Raw genomic sequence first — 18,481 nt, 5'->3', positions numbered from 1 at the left:
CTTCATAAAACTTTGTCCCTTATTCTCCAATTGGAAAATAAGGGACAAACAAAGCTAATCAAATACTGATATACATTAAAATCTCCATTCATTTCCCATTACTTTAAAATACAGTTTTTCAAACCCACTAAAATACTTACTATAAATACTTAACATTTCAATATATGTATGAATAACTTGACTTAAATCAAAATGAACACCATCTTTAGCTAAGTCATAGCTATCGTCTAGACTATACAATTCAAAGTATTCCGCCTCCCAATGCACCCCCCTGTTGACTAAAAGTCTAGTGGTGCATTTAATTGATTCTTCAATGGTCAGTTCATGTTTTTTTAGTTTTTCATGAATGACGGAAAGAGTTAACTTAACAGTGTATTCTTCATCAACTGTGCTACTAAACTCAAATAACTTCCCTTCAATATCATCTATCTTTGCTTTAGACATTAAGGATATCTCAATTATTTCATATGGCGGACTGTCACTTGCTTCAATCAATTTATCACACCATTGAATTACTTCAGCTTTACTCCACAACCCACAGCAAAGCCCTAAGCCATAAATACAAGTTAATTTTCGAACTAAATCCAAGGTTTCTCACCTGCAATTTCTTATATGCATTTTTGTTTAATTTTAACAGAATATATGATATATCACATAATTTCTTTGCAAACACTACACATTACAATTGAGATGCATACGCGCATTATAAACAAAAAGACCACCAAAAGGCAGCCTCACAACTGAATCATAGTACCCATTCCATTCTCCACCGCTTTTTCATACAAATACTTCGCAACAATTATATCTACTACTGCTAAACCTACTGATTTGAAAATAGTAATCTCTTCATCATTCTCCCTACCAGCCTTTTCCCCGCTTATAATCTGACCAAGTTCGGCGTGGATGTCGCTCGCTTCAAATAATCCTTCTTTTATAGGAACTTGAAGGTCACCCGTTTCTTCGAGTGCTGCTTCTTTTGATTCGACTACTACTTTGTTTGCGTTAGCGATGGCGTGAGATGGTAGTTCTTGCATGCTCGGTCTGAATGAACCGACGGCGTTTATGTGGACGCCTTTTTGTAGTTTTTCTGAGAAGACTGGTGTGGATGCATTCGTTGTTGTGACGATGATGTCTGCTTCGCTTATTGCTTCATTTGGATCCCTGTAGACGTAAGCCGGTTTATTGAATTTCTCTTGTATATATTGCGCGAATGCATAGGCTTTTTCTTCCGTTCGGTTGTATAAAATTACTTTTTCGATATCTCTAACCGCGAATACAGCTTCTGCAATTCCTTTCGCTTGTTCACCGGTACCGATAATGCATAAGTTTTTTGCGTTATGACGAGCTAAATGTTTTGTCGCTACTCCTGACAAGGCGCCTGTTCGAATCATCGTTAAGTACGATCCTTCTAAAAGTGCGATTGGTTCTCCCGTTTGAAAGTCTGATAGCATAACGATCCCGTTTATCGTTTTCTTTCCTATCTTTTTATTATGTGGAGCTACCGTTACTACTTTTAAACCGAGCGCTTCGAGTCCTTCCGCTACTGAAGGCATAATTAATGCGGTATTTTGCTCGTTCGCAAATGGTAATGAGCCGCGAATTGGTGTGATCGTTCTTTCTGCTGAAAATTCTTTTAAAGCAAGCGCCGCGTATTCAATGACTTCCTTCATATTTACTAAGTTTCGTTGTTCGTTCGCGCTTATGACTAGCATATCTTTCCACCTCCTCCTCTTATCCTAACAAAAATCCCCGATTCAAATCATCCCTCGGATCTACAACGAACTGATGAAATCCTGTAATAAATGCATTCCCCGTTACTTTCGGAATGACAGCTCCATATGTATCTACTGCGGTTACCGACAATACTTCCCCCTCGAATTTCCCGTTAGTAATGCATTCGTGGACGAAAATTCCTCCCTTTTGTAACGCATCTTTTTCAAAAAGAGTTGCGATTCTTGCGGATGTTCCTGTACCGCAAGGGGAACGGTCTACTTGCCCATCAGCAAAGATCGTTACATTTCGTAAAGTAGCGTCTTTTCCTTTCGGTTCATCTGAGAAAATAACTCCGTATATTCCTTTTAAATCTTCTTCAAGTGGATGTTTTACTTCCATTTGACTTTCAATATAATGTTTAATTTTACCGCCCCACGTTTGAATTGCAGCTAAATCTTTGAAATCGACTTTCAAACCAAATTCTTTACTATCTACAACAGCGTAGAACGCCCCGCCAAATGCGATATCTACTTGAAATTCATAGTCATCTATTTTGATAGGAACGTCTTTTTTGTATACGAACGAAGGAACGTTTTCAAATGATACAGACTCTACTTCGCTCCCGTTAAATTTTGCGTACGCAATAACTTCCCCGGCAGGGCTATCAATAATGAACTTTTGTTTTTCCCCTATCACTTCAAACATACCAGTTTCAATTCCTACTGTAATAACAGCGATAATTCCATGACCACACATCGTACTCCAGCCTTCATTGTGCATAAATAATACGCCAAAATCAGCGTGAGGACTTGCGGGCGGAGTAATGATACAACCGTACATTCCGTGATGTCCTCTCGGTTCATACATAAGAACCTCGCGAAGATGATCCAAATGTTCCATGCAGTATGCTCGTCTTTCTAATTGCGTTTCTCCTTTTATTTCTGGCACTCCGCCCGTAATGATTCGAAGTGGTTCCCCAGCTACGTGAGCATCAATTGTTGTGTATATTTTACTAACCTTCATTTCTATCTCTCCCCTATATGTTAATACTATTTTCAATGCAAGTATCATGCCAACGCATAGAGTATAAAGTGAAACTTTAATCAGTGGGGGGGCTTCATCCCCCACTGATTATTAGCCCACACCAATCGGGCTTTTACGGGCAGTTAATGCGGGATAAATCTGTATACATTTTTTGAAAAATACATACTACTGTCTATTTTTTTATACAGTAGGTGATTATTAGCCCTAAAACAAAAAGATCCCCCGAAAACTCCGGGGGTGATTTAAGCCATAATTTTGCGGGATTTGAGTTGAAAATCGAATTTATTCTTCACTCTCCAAGCTTTCCCACTCACTCAAATACATGACATCTTGTTTTACTTTTTTCTTTTCAGGGAGTAAACATAGAAATTCTAAAGAATTGCCGTCAGGATCATAAAAATAAAGATTTGCACTAGGTGTCCAAGTTTGAACCATAGGCTCGGAAGGTTCAAGACCGAAAGCAGCCCTTGGGTTTATTCCTTTATTAAGAAGCCATTCTCTTGCATGAATGATTTCTTCATAGTTAACCTTGAATGCAAAGTGACTTGTATGGAATGCTTCTTCCGATACTTCCCAAATGCCCAGCATTTGTTCCTTCTTATTTTCTTTATCAAACCAAAAGAAAGCTACACGGCGTTCTTCAATAGTGCGAGCATGAAATAATCCAAGTTTAGTATAAAACTCTTTTGCCACTTCTAAATTTTTTGTTTTAACATGTGTTTCATATAAAGTACCTGGAAACAAAGCATATCCCTCCTTTATATTTTTAGAAATCCTTACTATAAAGCCTACTTTAATAAACTAGAAATAGAAGTGATATCGTATTTTCTTTAAATATTTTTCAATTTCGTAGTCCTAATGCTGAGGAAAAACTACCACTGATTAAAGCTTCACTTTGTGAGAAGGGATTCTTCAAATTCATGATTCACGGTAATATTACGCTTCAAAACGAGGCGGATTTATGACTCAAATCACCCTGACCCATCAAACCCTAACCGCCACCACATCTGGCACTTGCTTAGCAATCTCCTCACCAATCTTTATACTAGCCGTTGCCGCTGGAGATGGTGCATTGCAAATGTGCAGAGAATTGATGCCGGGGATAATACAAAAGTCATCAACCATATTTCCGTTTGATAAAATGGCTTGTGCCCTTACTCCTGCATGGGTTGGCACGATATCTTTCTCTGTAAGTTCTGGTATTAAGCGCTGTAAGCTTTTTAAAAATGATTGTTTACTAAATGAGCGCACCATTTCTTTTATGCCTTCTTTCATATTTGGCATCGCCATTTTCCAAAAGCCTGTGTATATCATTGTTTCCATGAAGTCTTTCATATCAAAGTCCGTTTTCGTATAACCTTCGCGCTTAAAGCTTACTACTGCGTTTGGTCCTGCATGTACATCCCCGTTTATCATTCTTGTGAAATGAACACCTAAAAACGGGAATTCTGGGTTTGGAACTGGATAAATTAAATGTTTGACGAGATTGCGTTTTTCTGGGACAAGTTCGTAATATTCACCGCGGAACGGAACAATTTTCATATCCGTTAATATGCCTGTCTTTTTCGCAATACGATCGCTATGTAAGCCGGCGCAGTTAATGAGAAATTTCGTTTTAAATACACCTTGATTTGTCTCAATTGTTACAGCGTCTTTCTTCTCAGTAATACGCTCCGCTGTTGTTCCTAAATGTACTTCTCCCCCGCTTTCTTGAATCAAACGGGCAAATGCATAACTTACTCCTTTATAATCAGCAATTCCGCAAGAAGGAACACGGATTGCGCCAAGTCCTTTTACATGCGGTTCAATTTCAGCTAATTCTTCCTTATCTATTTTCAGAATATGTAAATCGTTTTGTAAGCCCCTTTCATATAAGTTATGTAAAAGAGGAAGTTCGTCCTTTTCTGTAGCGACAATTACTTTTCCGCACATGTCATAAGCGATGTCATTTTCTTTACAAAATTGAACCATAGCTGCATTTCCTTCTTTGGCAAACTTCGCTTTATAACTCCCTGGTTTATAATAAATTCCAGAATGAATTACTCCGCTATTATGTCCAGTTTGATGATGTGCAAGTTCCTTTTCTTTTTCAATGATCGCGATTTTCGCACGAGGGAATTTTTTCGTTAAAGCCATTCCCGTTGAAAGGCCAACAATTCCTCCGCCAATAATTATAAAGTCATACATCCTACTTCCCCCTTAATATGATGAAAGGCAGGCCTTTTTTAAGACCCGCCATACAAACTTATTTAGAAAAACAACCACGTTGACGCATTAGTTCTCTATATAAATCTTTATTTTTTTCAAATGCAGCTCTTCCGTGCATCCAAAATAAGTTGTTTAAAAGAACTAAGTCACCAATTGGTAATTTCAATGCATGTGTTGCTGGTGAGTTTTCAACAGAATATGATAAGTCTTTCAAATAGTTTGCTTGTTCAATATTATCTGGATAGGCAAACTGATCAATAAAACAAATACATGGTGCGTTATTCACATCAAAAAACGTTTCACGATAGACGATTTCTTGCGCATTTTTACTTGGTGGTGCTTTATACGTAACCTTAACAGATGCGAGCGAATGATTTCTAAATTTCTGAAGATCTTCCCAATCGTCTAAATGTAGTAAACGGGATTCTCCTCCTACTGCATTTTGCTCTTCAATTTTCATCATAAGAAGCCAATCTGTCGGCTCATCAACGAATGTACCGTCTGTATGCAGTGTAAATAATCGGTACGCTTGACGAAGATATGAATCACTACTATCCGTATCTTTCACATTAAATCTAGCATAATACGTTCCTGTCATTGCATCAAAGTTTGGCTCCCCGATTAAATGTGTTAATGCTGTTGCAAATTTCACGTAGTCTGCTGGATCTGACGTTTCACCTTGTACCCCAATTGTAAATCCGCCCGTTTCACGGTCATGAATAATGCCGCGAATGTTATCCATAAATGATTGCCCAAAAATCTTTCTCATTCCATCCGCAAGATTAAATCGAGAATAAGGAATATATTGCAGTGACTGCTCTGAATGCTCTTTTACCTCTTCAAAAAACTGCTTAAGCAATTGCTGGTTTAGCGTAATATGATATAAACGTTTATGCTCTGGATGAGGAGCAATTTCATACCCCTCATATTTCTTTGCAAATTTCATCTTCGTACTTTGTTCTGTAATAATCGACATTTCAATTCCTCCCTAATTTAAATATGAAGAACTTATTGACGTTTTTTACAGACAGTTATCCTTATCTTCTTATGCTGAGATTCGGTCTTACTGCCCTAACATCGAAAAAGCCAGTCATACGCATCCACGACATAAAATCGTAGAAACGTACAACTGGCTCATAATTACGAGTGTTCTTTAATCTCTTAAAGTACAATAATAATAGACAGTTTGTATGAAAATATTTGTAAAACAGGAAAGCAAGATCGAATATAGAGAAGGCTAATTTCTCGTATGGATCTTATTAATTAAATAATAATTCAAAATATTCTAACTGTCAATTCGTTTTTTATTATTTTCTCTACATACTTTATACATTTTAAAAATCCCCTTACTTTCTACGCACCCTCTTTTTTTCATCTCTTGTTTTACAACTTACACTTCATTTAACTTTTTCATAGTTCTTGCCTCCTCAATAAAATAAGCCAGTCGTATCTCTTTAAAAGAAATACAACTGGCTCTCGTTTATGGTTGTAAACTAGATAGTTTTTATGGTGTTGTTTCCTCGTACTCTCCTCTGGGCTGTTCATCATTTAAATAACTTACATATTGGCGATGTAAATCTTTCACCGCACTAACGATAGCATTTTGCGCTTTTCCTTGATAATGGTCCGTAATATCTTGAACGATTTCTTCAATACCATCTTGCAAACTATGTCCTCTCAACATTTGAGCGACGAAGTCTCTACCATGCTCTGTCGCAAGCGTACATGACGCTTCAATAATGACATGATATTTATGATCTGCCTCAATTGTAATTGTTAGTGTCTCGTACATACTGCGAACAGCCATCCCTTTCGGAAGTCTCGAATGTCCTGCCATAAAAAAAGTCCCTTTACGCATATTTCATCCTCCATTACTATGTTAAGAGCCAGAAAAACAATGTACACATTTGCATTGAATTTTACTACCCTTATCCTTATAGCTCGTACTTCTGCTAAGGAAGTTCAAGTGGAAAGAAGTTGTTCCTCTATTCATTTTCAAAAAGGTATTCGGGCTTACAGCGAGGCTAATCACTGTCATCCGATAATAAGTTAATCATAATGAAAATAAACTGAATATTCAATATTAAACTCCGCGAATTTCATGAATAAACAAGAAAATTCTCTCGCCCAGGCACATATACTGTTCAAAAGAAAGAAGGAAGTGGTCTCATGTATTACGGAACGAAAGGCTGGTACGTAGCTGAACTAAAGAAATTAGGTGTTCGCTATCATGAAGGACGAAAACTAGAAAGTTACCGCGGACACGTATTACGCAATTTACTAATTGCACAACAAGAGAAGACGAAAGAAGAGTAATTTACTAACAAAACAACTCTCAAGATATATCGTCTATTCAACAAATCCCGTCAAATCTCCCATCTAAACTACCAACTAATCACACATTGATACAAACCAAAAAAAGGTCACCTACACAGGCATGCCATCAACTTAAGAATTCAGAATCACCACAAAATGAAAAAATAAGCTTTTTTGTCACAAGTGTAGCTTTGTAAAAAAGATTGATTAAAAACATCAAACCTCTATAGATTTCTTAGAGGTTTGATGTTTTCTCGTTGGATATTTATGTTAATCTAACGATAAACATTGTGAAGAAATGTACTTCAACTAACGGGGCAGGTTAGTTGAAGATTGCTTTGATCTTTGTTCAACAATTGGGCCATTTAGTTGAAGATCTCATCAAATAAGTAATGATATTTAAAGGAATAATTCATTCTGATAAAGAACATTAAAAAACGTGATGATAAGGAGGCGATTGTATGGCAAATCATGTAGAAAATCTATATAACTATCATGTATGGGCAAATCAACGGATTATTGATCATCTTAAGACACTTTCTCCTGAGAAATATCAAAAGGAAATGAAAAGTGTCTTTTCTTCTGTTTCAAAGGTTTTATCTCATCTCTATTTGGTGGAATATGGATGGCTTCATACCCTTGAGGGTCAGAGTATGAATGAAGCAATGCAATCTTCATTTCAAATTCAAGAAAAGATTGAGAAACTGCCCATTGAAGACTTAGAAACGGAATTTCATACTTTAACATCCCGGTTTAAAACCTTTTTGAACAGACAGGAAGATATGGAAAAGAGAATAATGTTGGATAATCCATGGGCAGGATTAAGAGAAACAAGTATATCTGAAATGGTCTTACACGTTGTGAATCATGGAACCTATCATAGAGGGAATATTTCAGCTATGTTACATCAGTTGGGTGATTCTTCAGTTATGACTGATTATGCTTTTTATTGGTATTCTTGAAATGTTATTCATTAAGGCTCAGTAAAATAATCAAACTTTTTTATAAAAATCTCATACTTAGCTAAAAAGGGTAACTCCATTTTGATCAATCTTTATTCAAAATGGAGTTTTTGTATTTGTTGTTAAATAAAAAAGGATAATCAGCCTCATAATGGACTAACTATCCTGTAATTTATTAATTTAATAAACGGGTGACCTTTCCTATTCACAAACAAGAATTTGTCTAGAAAATGATCCTTTTCTTGTGATACAGCGATCTGCAATTTCAAATCCTGCTTCATGGATCATGTCGTCCATTGTTTCCATCGTGACAACGACTACCTTTTTAGCGATGCGGCGCGCGCTTGAAAGAATGGAGAACTGGTCTTCTGGTGTTGCATGCGTAAATAAGTCGTACGGCATATCGATAATTGCAACGTCGTAGTTCTCAGTAATTTCCTCGATTGGACCTTTTGTTACTGTTCCTTCAAACCCGAAATGTGCAATGTTTTTTCTCGTTCCAAGCACCACAAGTGGATTTATATCTCTACCAACGATGTTAATTCCCATAGAAAGTGCTTCTACTACTACTGTTCCAATTCCGCAGCACGGGTCAATCGCTCGTACTCCCTCCGGGTTTGGTACAGCGATATTTGCGACAGCTCTAGCAACACGTGTGCTCAGTGATGTCGAATAGCTATGCGGTTTTTTTATGTGATGATACCAAACTGGATCACTTTCTACATAGTGTCCGAAGTACCATCGTCCTCCAAGAGGAACAATTCCGAATACACGCTCTGGATTACGAACATCCGCTTCTCCTTCAATATGCATACCGAGGTCTCGTTCAATAAGGCGTCTTTCTCCATATTCAATTTTATTTTCTTTACCAAGATCATTGATTTTAACGAAGATAACTTTGAATGTCGCTCCCGCTAAATCAATTTGTTCCACTTGTTTTAAAATGCTTTCTAAGTCGTCCCCTTCATACATAACCTCGACGCGCTCTTTAATAAACGGACTTCTACTCGGAGCAATCTTGACTTCACTTTTTAAAATATTAACGTGAGACTCCATCCCAAAGAACGAGCGCATTTCCAAGTAACATAAAGCACGCTCCTCTTCGCGAAATGCATACGTATATATACATGCAGGTGTTTTACTATGATTACTCAATCTATTATCATCCTTTATCGTTTAAAATTGTTATGATCAAAATTACTCAAATACTTTTTTCATATAAAATTAAATGATATCATATGCCCGAAATAAAGAGAAACCTTTATAATTTGTTTTATAGATAAAAAGAGACTGCCTATGGCAATCTCTTTTATTTATTAACGGAAAGAAGATACGTTGTTACCCATTGCTTCGTAGTAATCTAAAATACCTTGATAAATAGCTTCTGCTGCACTTTGTCTCTGTTCTGGTGTAGCAATTTTATCTGCATCACTTTTATTATCTACAAATGCTAATTCTGTTAATACAGCTGGCATTGTATTTTCTCTAGTCACGTATAAGTCCTGATGTTTCGCACCACGATCTTTTGTTCCAAGTGCATTCACAAGACGTTTTTGAATTTTTTCTGCTAATAAACGACTCTCTTCTACATTTGGATTCGTTGCTCGTGCTCGTGCTGACTCATAATATAATGTTTCTGTGCCTTGTCCATTTTTAAATTCAGAACCATTAGCATGGATACTTACAAAAATATCTCCATTATTTTTCTGTGCAAACTCTACTCGTTTTTTCAATGAATCTGTTGAGTCTACTCCTGGACGAGTATCATCTGTACGAGTGAATAACACAGTAAACGGTGTCTTTTTCTCAAATATTTTCTTTAATCGTAATGATACATCTAATACGGTTTTACTTTCTTTCTCATAATAACCAGGGTTCCCCGAGTCAATTCCACCATGACCTGGATCAATAATAATCGCTTTACCTTCTAGGAAGTTACCTTGCTTCACTGGGTTTAATTGATTTTTATCCACCCATTGGAAACCAGCCCCCATACGGATACGAATCCAGCTATCTTTTTCTTCAATAACAGTTACTTGTTGTGCTTTATGTGTGCCTGCCACTGTAGACGTATGTGAAGCTTCTTGATATGTAGTGAATTCTTGATTAATAGACTCTGTTTTTTCTTGTGATGGTGTCCATTTCTCACCTTTACTTGTTACAACCTTTAACCAACCATCCGCTCTTTGCTCTTTCACTTCAAGCATTTGTGGCTTATGTTGAGTGTCAGTAATACCAGATGATAATGATGCTTGATGATATGTAATAAAGTTTCTATTCATATACATTCTTTTCGATGTATTTGTTTTATTTTTATCTGCCATCGCGATGAACTGAGCTGCTTCAGCACGAGTTACAGTACCGTCAGGATTCCAACCATTTCCTGTACCCATTGAAATCTCTAAAGCTACTAAAATATTAGCTTGTTTCTTACCCCAATGAGGTTCCAAATCTTTAAACTGCGTTGGAAGTTCTCCAATAATTTTCTTATCTAATGAATATGCTTGTACAAGCATAGATGCCATTGATGCACGGTTAATTTGGCTTGATGGATTGAATTTCCCAGTACCATCTCCACTAATTACACCTGCTTTTTCTACCGCAGCAATATATGGTGCTGCCCAATGAGTTTGCGAATCTTTAAAAGATGGTTTCGCTTTTGGATCAATTGGTAAACCAAGAACGACTGCTAATATTTTTGCAGCTGATCCTTTATCTACTGCTTCCGATGGAGAAAACGTTCCATCTGGTTTTCCATCAAGCGCTTTTTTCCCTACTAAATAGTCAACCGATTCCTGCGCCCATGTAGGAACATCCGAAAACTTTTTCCCTGCTGCGAAACTACTTACTGGAGATGATAATAAACTTGCGGCTAAAAGACCAGCCGCGACTGCACGATACTTCATAAAAAATAATACTCCTCTCAAAAATCATTTATAATAACGCGTAATCTTAATATGCAAATCATAATAAATCCGAACAAAAAAAATTAGTGCGCCTCTATCATTTTATAATACTAGAATTCTGTAGTAAACCTACTTTCTTAATATTGTAAAATAAAATACAATTTAAGTAGTTTTTATACACAAAAAAGTGGCTGATTCATAGAATCAACCACCCTCTCACTATTCTACTATCATTTCTGATAACACATATGCATAAACAAGTGCTTCTGTATGTGCAATTGAGCTTTCATGCGTACGCTCAAATGCGTGAGAAGAATCAATACCAGCTCCAATTAACGCATGTTTCACATCAAATCCGGCGCGAATCGCAGCTGATGCGTCTGATCCGTAGTATGGATAAATATCCACTTTATATTCAATAGCGTTCGCTTTCGCCAGTTCAACTAAATGCTTACGTAAAGCGTAATGGTATGGACCGCTAGAGTCTTTCGCACAAATGGATACTGTATATTCATCAGATGTTTGTCCATCACCTAACGCTCCCATATCAACTGCTAAATATTCTACCGTTTCTTCTGGAATATTTGAGTTTCCACCGTATCCAATTTCTTCATTATTAGAAATTAAGAAATGTGTTGTATATGGCAATGTTACCTTTTCATCTTGCAATCTTTTAATCAATTTTAATAGAATTGCTACACTTACTTTATCGTCTAAATGACGTGATTTTATGTATCCACTCTCTGTAATTTGAACGCGTGGATCAAATGAAACGAAGTCTCCTACTTCAATTCCTAACTCACGTACTGCATCTGCTGAAAAGACACGCTCATCAATACGCACTTCAATATTTTTCTCATCGCGCTTCGCTTCCCCTGCATCTTTGTACACATGGACAGAAGTTTGATGCATTAAAATTGTACCTGTATATTTCTTACCGCTTGACGTTTCAATTTCGCAATATTCCCCTTCTACAGAGTTCCAGCGAAATCCACCAATCATAGATAGACGAAGACGACCGTCAGGCTTAATTTCTTTCACCATCGCACCTAACGTATCAACGTGTGCAGTTAATAAACGATGCTGCTCATCATTCTTTCCTTTAACTGTTAAAATAAGAGCACCTTTATTATTACGCTTCGTCTCTACATTCCATTCACTTACATAGTTTTCAATAAAACTAATAATTTTCGCCGTGTTTCCAGATGGACTTGGAATAGAGACAAGCTCCTTAATAAGTTCCATCGTTTCTTTCGTATGATGTGCCATTGTCGTTTCCTCCTCATTTTCTCTACTATTTAGTATAGCGAAATTACGATAAAACCTCTACTCATATAGCATAATTTTCTAAATTATATTAAAATTTAGTTTAGCAAGTGAAAAGGAGATAATTAAAATGAATGTAACGAAAAAACATGTACATATTGCACTTATTTGGTTTTTATCCTCATTACTATGTTTACAAGTTTCTTATGTCATTCACACTACTACTTCTATTGCAATCGGCTGGACATTAACAGCTATCTTTTTAATCGTTAGCCTAATTGCAGCAAAAAAGCACAGCGCTACTGAGTAAGCTGTGCTTTTTCTATTAAACTACTCTTCCGAAACGTCCATCAAATAAATCCCTCTTGTAAATCCGCCGCGCTCTTCTTCTTTTTGCTTACGAATACGCTCTATATCTTCAATTGTTGCACCTTCTGCACGCGCTAATGAAACGATAATTTCAAGTGCATCTGCAAGTGAATCTAGCGCATGTTCACGCTCTTTCATCGAAGCAAATTCACGAATTTCTTCTGTACCAATTTTCGCTAACGCTTGTATGTAAGCTTGTCCTGTTAATTTTTGTGCTGTATATGTTTTTCCAGACATTAGAATTTTCTCTGGGACACGATCTCTTACTAATCTGTTATAAGTTGACATAATTTATCCTCCACTATCTACATATCTTTTTCTCTATTTAAAGAGTCATGCATTCCGTACTGCAAGAGTTGATGTACTGTACAAAGTATAATATATAGGTAAAATTATACCGATAATTTTCTTCATGAATTACTCGTTAAAAAAAGTGCTAACACAATTATACTAAAATGTGTTAGCACTTTCTTCCCTTTATCTCGAATTAACGGGCAGTAAGACTAATAATCCGCGGGGGATAAACAAATCCCCACGGATTAAAGTTTCACTTTATTCCCCTTTAAATGCTGGTAAACGTTTTTCTAAAAAAGCAGCAATACCTTCTTTATGGTCCGCTGTTTGTCTCATCGCATATTGACCACGCTTTTCGAGCTGAAGCGTTTGTTCTAAATTAGAACGATTCACTTCACATAAAATTTGTTTCGTTTGAATCATCGCCTTGATTGGTTTGTGTAACCATTCATTAATTTTTTGCTTCACAGCCGTTTGGAAATCCTCACCGATTACTTCGTCAATTAAACCAATATCTAACGCTTCTGTCGCTGATAATTTCTTCCCTTCCCAAATGATTTTCTTCGTCATATTTTCACCGACGCGCTTTTGAAGGAAGAAATGGCCGCCACCATCTGGAATTAAAGCGATTCCAATAAAGTTCATCGCAATAACTGATGATATATCTGCCATGACATAATCAGCTGTTAATGCAATACTTAATCCAAGTCCAGCAGTCGGCCCATGAATTGCACTAATAACAAGCTTTGGCATCGTATATAACGTCACAACGATTTCAGAAATTGTATTCATGATGCCTTCAAACTTACTTTCATCATTACTTGAAAGCATTGATTTAATATCTCCACCCGCAGAAAAACCACGGCCACTTCCGCACAACACAACAACGTGAACAGAACTTTCCGCCACTTCTTTCAACTTTTGTAATAACTCTTTTAACGTTGGTTCATCTAATGCATTTAAAACCTCTGGACGATTGACCATAACCGTTGCTACGCGCCCTTCATATTTCACAACAACAGATTCCGTTTTACTTGTTACTTCCATTATATATACCCCTCTTTTCAACATAAAGATTATACTTATATAATTATAGAAAGCATGTTAAAAATCCTTCTTTTTTCTTAATCTTCTGTCTAATTTCCTCGTAATTTGTATATATCTCCGTATAAAACATACAATTTTGTTAAAAAATATAGAAATTAAAGTCGGTTTATCCATGCTTTTCATCTATTTACCATTACAATGAAATGGTGTATTCTTAAGTTTGATGCAAAAAAACAAATATTGAAATTCATTCACCTTACTATATTAATAAGGCTTTTATCCCCATCTCTTGGGTATTGAACTAAAGGAATGAAGAAATGGAGGAATATATGGTTAATAAGTTGAAACAAACGGATAACTACTTCCCGCATTTCCTATTGCTATTCATTGTGTTTCAACCAATTTTAGATTTATTAACGTCTTTTTCAATCTATGTATTACACATGAGCGCAACAGTTGGAATCGTAGTCCGTTTCGCCTTTATGCTTCTTGCATTAGGTTATCTACTTCTTCATAGAAATCAACATGGAGCGAAAAAGTACATTCTCTATTTATGCCTACTCGGTATCGTACTAGCAATTGGTCTTGTAAATAATATGATGATTAAATCCCCAGTTTCATTTGGCGAAGAAGTGAAATTTATTTTAAAGAGCATATATCCAATTGTACTACTGTTTGGATATATTATCGTCTTTAAAGAGTTAAAAAATAAAGAATATGCATTTCATAAAATCATTACATATTTCTTATATGCAACTTTAATTTTAAGCATCACACTAATTGTTGCGATGCAAACTGGTACAGATTTCCCAAGCTACCCTCACTCAAAGATCGGTTCAAGAGGTTGGTTCTTTGCTGGAAATGATTTAAGTTCTATTTTTGCAATTATGTTCCCAATCGTAGTACTCTATTCGATTCATAAAACAACTTCTTTCTCGAAAATCTATTACTGGATTCCAACAATACTCGCGATGTATGCAAGTATTATGGTCGGAACTAAAGTAGGATATGGTGCAATTGTTCTAACGCTTGGCGTGGCACTTTTATTCTCATTCATTGAATATATGGTTCATCGCAAAAAAGAAGGAAAAGGATTCACATATCTCGTAAATACAGTTGTTGCCGCTATTATACTAGGAGGTTTAATTGCCCTTACACCGCATACTCCTATCGCAAAAAATATGGGCATCCACATGCAAATATACGAATACAAAAAATCAGTACAAGAAGAAAAGGATAGAAAAGAAGGAAAAATAATTAAAGAAGATCCTGACGCAGAGAAAAAACATGCAAAAGGTGAACTAACAGACTCTGAGGTCAAAAGTTTAATTTACAGTGATCGCGATAAGTTTTTAAAAGTATACAAACAATACTATAAAGACGCACCACTATCACAAAAATTATTCGGAATGGGCTATGCTGGTAACTATACGGTTAAAATTAAATTAATCGAAATGGACTTCCACGATCTATTCTTTGCATTCGGAATCGTCGGTTTCCTTATTTACTTAATACCGCTTCTATACTTCGGTATTAAATTATTCATTCGCATCATAACAAACTTCAAGAAAATATTAACTGTGAAATATATGCTATTAGCTAGCACCATTATATTATCACTCGGAATCGGCTTTATGTCCGGACACGTATTAACAGCGCCGTCCGTTAGTATTTTCTTCGTCGTTATACTCGCCTACTTAATTGTTGATTTAGAGGCGGAATAAAAGAAGCAGCATCCAAATGGATGCTGCTTCTTCTTTTTTATACAGTCTAATCGGCAAAGACTAGACCACATTTATGACCTATTTTTTTATTGAAAAGACGCCCGAACCTCCTCCAACACCTCATCAATATTATCCTTCGTAATAACAATACCGAAGTCTTTCGGGACGTTGCTATCTTCCTCATTTACAACTTTATGCGCAATCAACTTTCCAACTTCCGGTCTGAAATGATGCCCATCCATATAGTTATCTAAATTCGTTGTAACGGAATTTAGATACATGAAATGGTGCACTTCTCCAAATACATCTACAGCGTCATGAAGCCATTTTTTATAATCTTCCCATCGCCCTGATTGAATCATCGTACGGAACAGAGGCTCTGAAACAGGCGTTGTAAAAATATAAAACTTCGTGTTCGGATTATGAGCCTTTACTGTTCCTAATATTTCTTTCATATTTTGATACTCATAATTCCCGCCATAAATCTCTTTACTAAACTTATCTACTTGCGCCGCTATTTGCGCATCACGTTCTTCTTTCGTATAATCGCGCATCGATTTTATATTCTCTCGATTGTACCGGTCAAGATTCGTACTATGATGGGTGGAATTTGCAATTGTATTCTTTGAATAAGTAATCCCGTCCATACTTACATACGATTTAATCGGATACAATAAACTTTGCGCCTGATTAATATACGCTTCTGGTTTATCAAAACCAATTTCCCTATTTTTGTTCGTTCCAAGGAAATCTAAACCAAGTACAATAGACTCGAGTCCACTACCTTTTTGTTCTTTTGCATATTCAATATATGCATCATACTCACGCGGATCTGTACTGCTTACCGCATAATTAAATGCGTTTAACCCGGTGAAGTCATTCTCGTTAATAAAAGTCGTTCTACTACTTCCAAGTATAACTCCATCATATGTAAACGGACGGTACGTTATATAATTTGTTTTCTGTTGTCTCTCGTTAAACCCGTACTGAACATCATTCCACTTATTTTTATGCGGGAATAACCAAAGTGAATCTATATAGCTATTAAATATCCCGACACCTGCCAGAGGAACAAAAACACATACAAAAACGAAAATAAGCCAATGTTTGTTTTTCATATTCTCCACCTAGAAATTAAAGTATAAAAACTCACTAATACTCGTTAAATGTAACACGCTATATACGAGTAATACTGCAGTAAATAAAGCAGTCCATACATTCGGACGGAATGAATCTTTTAACTGAATTGAATTTTTTAAGAAGAAACTAATACATAACGCTCCGAAAATATACGCTACCATTTTCGGATCTAATAAAGAGACATGGTACCCTTCACTAAATGAAACACCGTACTCTTTTAAAAATTGCAGCTTCTCTATTATAAATGCTGGGAATACGCTATTTGCTAATTCGATTCCATTTAGTCCAAACATTCCTTTTAACACTTTCACCGCATCATGCATCGATGTTGCCCTAAAGAATACCCACGTTATATTAATGAAGAAAAACGTAACGAACCAACCAGCAAAGGCTGGCATGCGCCCTCCTGCTTTACTCCATAAGCGATGAATGACAGAAGCCAAACCGTGCAAGAATCCCCAAAAAACAAATGTCCAACCAGCTCCGTGCCAAAGTCCACTTATTAAAAATACAATCATAATATTTACGTATGTACGCGTAATTCCTTTTCGATTTCCTCCTAGAGAAATGTATACGTACTTCGTTAAAAACTGGCTAAGCGTCATATGCCAACGATGCCAAAAATCTTGTATATTCACTGCTTTAAACGGTGAATTAAAATTTTGAGGTAATTTAATATTAAACATTAAAGCGATTCCAATTGCCATATCACTATATCCACTAAAATCAAAATACAATTGGAACGTAAACGCTAACGACGAAAGCCACGCTTCAACAAATGTTAATGATTGCTGCACATCAAACCCTTCATGTACAAAGGGTGATAATACATCTGCAATACCTACCTTTTTGAAAATACCAACTGCAAATACAAATATACCAAGAACGATATACTTCGATTGCCAGCGCTTTTTACTATCGTCAGCAAACTGCGGCATAATTTGCGCATGATGCACAATCGGCCCTGCAATAAGCTGCGGAAAAAATGTTACAAACAATGCGTAATCAAGAAAATGACATGCCTTCGTTTCCCCGCGATACGTATCTACTAAAAATGCGATCTTTTGAAACGTATAGAAACTAATCGCGAGCGGTAACGTTAATGATAATAATGTAAAATGAGTTCCAATTAATGCATTAACATTTTGCAAGAAAAAATCATAATACTTGAAATAACTAAGCATTCCTATATTAAATATTAACCCTACCGTTAAAAGAAGTTTACTCTTATGTTTTACGAGCCTCATTCCGATAAAGTAGTTCACAATGAGTGACACTAACATAAGCGGTAAATATTTCACATTCCAATAACTATAGAAAAATAAAGAGGCCGCAACGAGCCAAGCTTTCGCTAATGTAGCATGTCCAAATTTATTTAATAGAAAATATAAAAGAAATGCTATCGGTAAAAATAAAAAAATAAACTCAAATGAGTTAAATAACACACCATCTCTTCCCTTCCAAACAAATCACACCTTATTCATCTTATCTT

Annotated in this window: 18 protein-coding genes; 4 read left to right on the top strand and 14 right to left on the bottom strand. The window is 36.2% G+C overall.

Translation table 11 applies throughout. From position 1 onward, the window contains the following. Positions 1-75: 75 nt before the first annotated feature. The 7 genes from SB773_RS06760 to SB773_RS06730 form a co-directional block, all read right to left on the bottom strand. A complete protein-coding gene (locus SB773_RS06760; protein ID WP_410589141.1) occupies positions 76-588 on the bottom strand; it encodes a protein kinase in 513 nt (170 codons plus the stop codon). 146 nt (positions 589-734) lie between these two features. Then, positions 735-1,712: an ornithine cyclodeaminase family protein gene (locus SB773_RS06755; protein WP_410589139.1), complete on the bottom strand. Its 978-nt coding sequence runs from the start codon at positions 1,710-1,712 to the stop codon at positions 735-737. Between the two features lie 19 nt (positions 1,713-1,731). Then, complete coding sequence (locus tag SB773_RS06750; RefSeq protein WP_410589137.1) at positions 1,732-2,784, bottom strand: proline racemase family protein; 1,053 nt, start codon at positions 2,782-2,784, stop codon at positions 1,732-1,734. A 255-nt stretch (positions 2,785-3,039) separates the two neighbouring features. Beyond that, positions 3,040-3,501, bottom strand: a complete 462-nt coding sequence (locus SB773_RS06745) for a VOC family protein (protein ID WP_002125581.1) — start codon at positions 3,499-3,501, stop codon at positions 3,040-3,042. Positions 3,502-3,741: 240 nt separating this feature from the next. Further along, on the bottom strand, positions 3,742-4,944 hold the full coding sequence (gene lhgO, locus SB773_RS06740; RefSeq protein ID WP_410589135.1) for an L-2-hydroxyglutarate oxidase: 1,203 nt from the start codon (positions 4,942-4,944) through the stop codon (positions 3,742-3,744). Between the two features lie 58 nt (positions 4,945-5,002). Beyond that, positions 5,003-5,941 (bottom strand): glutarate dioxygenase GlaH, encoded by a 939-nt coding sequence (gene glaH / locus SB773_RS06735; RefSeq protein WP_219374908.1) that lies wholly within the window; start codon positions 5,939-5,941, stop codon positions 5,003-5,005. Between the two features lie 528 nt (positions 5,942-6,469). Further along, positions 6,470-6,823 (bottom strand): DUF3870 domain-containing protein, encoded by a 354-nt coding sequence (locus SB773_RS06730; RefSeq protein WP_001225455.1) that lies wholly within the window; start codon positions 6,821-6,823, stop codon positions 6,470-6,472. A 311-nt stretch (positions 6,824-7,134) separates the two neighbouring features. Between SB773_RS06730 and SB773_RS06725 the strand changes: the two genes are divergently transcribed. Continuing rightward, the gene (locus tag SB773_RS06725) at positions 7,135-7,281 is read left to right on the top strand and encodes a YflJ family protein (protein ID WP_000291372.1); all 147 of its coding nucleotides are present in this window, start codon (positions 7,135-7,137) and stop codon (positions 7,279-7,281) included. A 461-nt stretch (positions 7,282-7,742) separates the two neighbouring features. Next, positions 7,743-8,243: a DinB family protein gene (locus SB773_RS06720; RefSeq protein ID WP_001273686.1), complete on the top strand. Its 501-nt coding sequence runs from the start codon at positions 7,743-7,745 to the stop codon at positions 8,241-8,243. A 201-nt stretch (positions 8,244-8,444) separates the two neighbouring features. On the opposite strand, the gene SB773_RS06715 is transcribed toward SB773_RS06720, so the two are convergent. The 3 genes from SB773_RS06715 to SB773_RS06705 all read right to left on the bottom strand — a co-directional run bounded on the left by SB773_RS06715 (position 8,445) and on the right by SB773_RS06705 (position 12,418). Next, positions 8,445-9,398: a TRM11 family SAM-dependent methyltransferase gene (locus SB773_RS06715; RefSeq protein ID WP_410589131.1), complete on the bottom strand. Its 954-nt coding sequence runs from the start codon at positions 9,396-9,398 to the stop codon at positions 8,445-8,447. 161 nt (positions 9,399-9,559) lie between these two features. Beyond that, on the bottom strand, positions 9,560-11,149 hold the full coding sequence (locus SB773_RS06710; protein WP_410589129.1) for an N-acetylmuramoyl-L-alanine amidase: 1,590 nt from the start codon (positions 11,147-11,149) through the stop codon (positions 9,560-9,562). A 219-nt stretch (positions 11,150-11,368) separates the two neighbouring features. Continuing rightward, on the bottom strand, positions 11,369-12,418 hold the full coding sequence (locus SB773_RS06705) for a M42 family metallopeptidase (RefSeq protein WP_016101729.1): 1,050 nt from the start codon (positions 12,416-12,418) through the stop codon (positions 11,369-11,371). 127 nt (positions 12,419-12,545) lie between these two features. On the opposite strand from SB773_RS06705, the gene SB773_RS06700 reads away from it, so the two are divergent. Continuing rightward, on the top strand, positions 12,546-12,725 hold the full coding sequence (locus SB773_RS06700; protein ID WP_060752228.1) for a hypothetical protein: 180 nt from the start codon (positions 12,546-12,548) through the stop codon (positions 12,723-12,725). Positions 12,726-12,745: 20 nt separating this feature from the next. Here the strand turns inward: SB773_RS06700 and SB773_RS06695 are convergent, their stop codons facing one another. Together SB773_RS06695 and SB773_RS06690 are read right to left on the bottom strand one after the other, a co-directional pair. Continuing rightward, positions 12,746-13,072, bottom strand: coding sequence for a phosphoribosyl-ATP pyrophosphohydrolase (locus SB773_RS06695; protein WP_410589127.1), 327 nt, complete (start codon positions 13,070-13,072; stop codon positions 12,746-12,748). Positions 13,073-13,336: 264 nt separating this feature from the next. Continuing rightward, positions 13,337-14,125: an enoyl-CoA hydratase gene (locus SB773_RS06690; protein ID WP_002150258.1), complete on the bottom strand. Its 789-nt coding sequence runs from the start codon at positions 14,123-14,125 to the stop codon at positions 13,337-13,339. Positions 14,126-14,454: 329 nt separating this feature from the next. Here SB773_RS06690 and SB773_RS06685 point away from each other — a divergent pair, with 329 nt between their 5' ends. Next, positions 14,455-15,849: an O-antigen ligase family protein gene (locus SB773_RS06685; protein ID WP_410589124.1), complete on the top strand. Its 1,395-nt coding sequence runs from the start codon at positions 14,455-14,457 to the stop codon at positions 15,847-15,849. A gap of 86 nt (positions 15,850-15,935) precedes the next feature. Here SB773_RS06685 and SB773_RS06680 read toward each other — a convergent pair whose 3' ends face one another. After that, a complete protein-coding gene (locus tag SB773_RS06680; protein WP_410589122.1) occupies positions 15,936-16,967 on the bottom strand; it encodes a hypothetical protein in 1,032 nt (343 codons plus the stop codon). A 9-nt stretch (positions 16,968-16,976) separates the two neighbouring features. After that, the gene (locus tag SB773_RS06675; protein ID WP_410589120.1) at positions 16,977-18,434 is read right to left on the bottom strand and encodes an MBOAT family O-acyltransferase; all 1,458 of its coding nucleotides are present in this window, start codon (positions 18,432-18,434) and stop codon (positions 16,977-16,979) included. Positions 18,435-18,481 lie beyond the last annotated feature (47 nt).

The sequence above is a fragment of the Bacillus sp. SIMBA_074 genome (assembly GCF_046534555.1).
Classification (GTDB): Bacteria; Bacillota; Bacilli; order Bacillales; family Bacillaceae_G; genus Bacillus_A; species Bacillus_A mycoides.
This window is presented reverse-complemented; position numbering and strand designations above follow the sequence as displayed.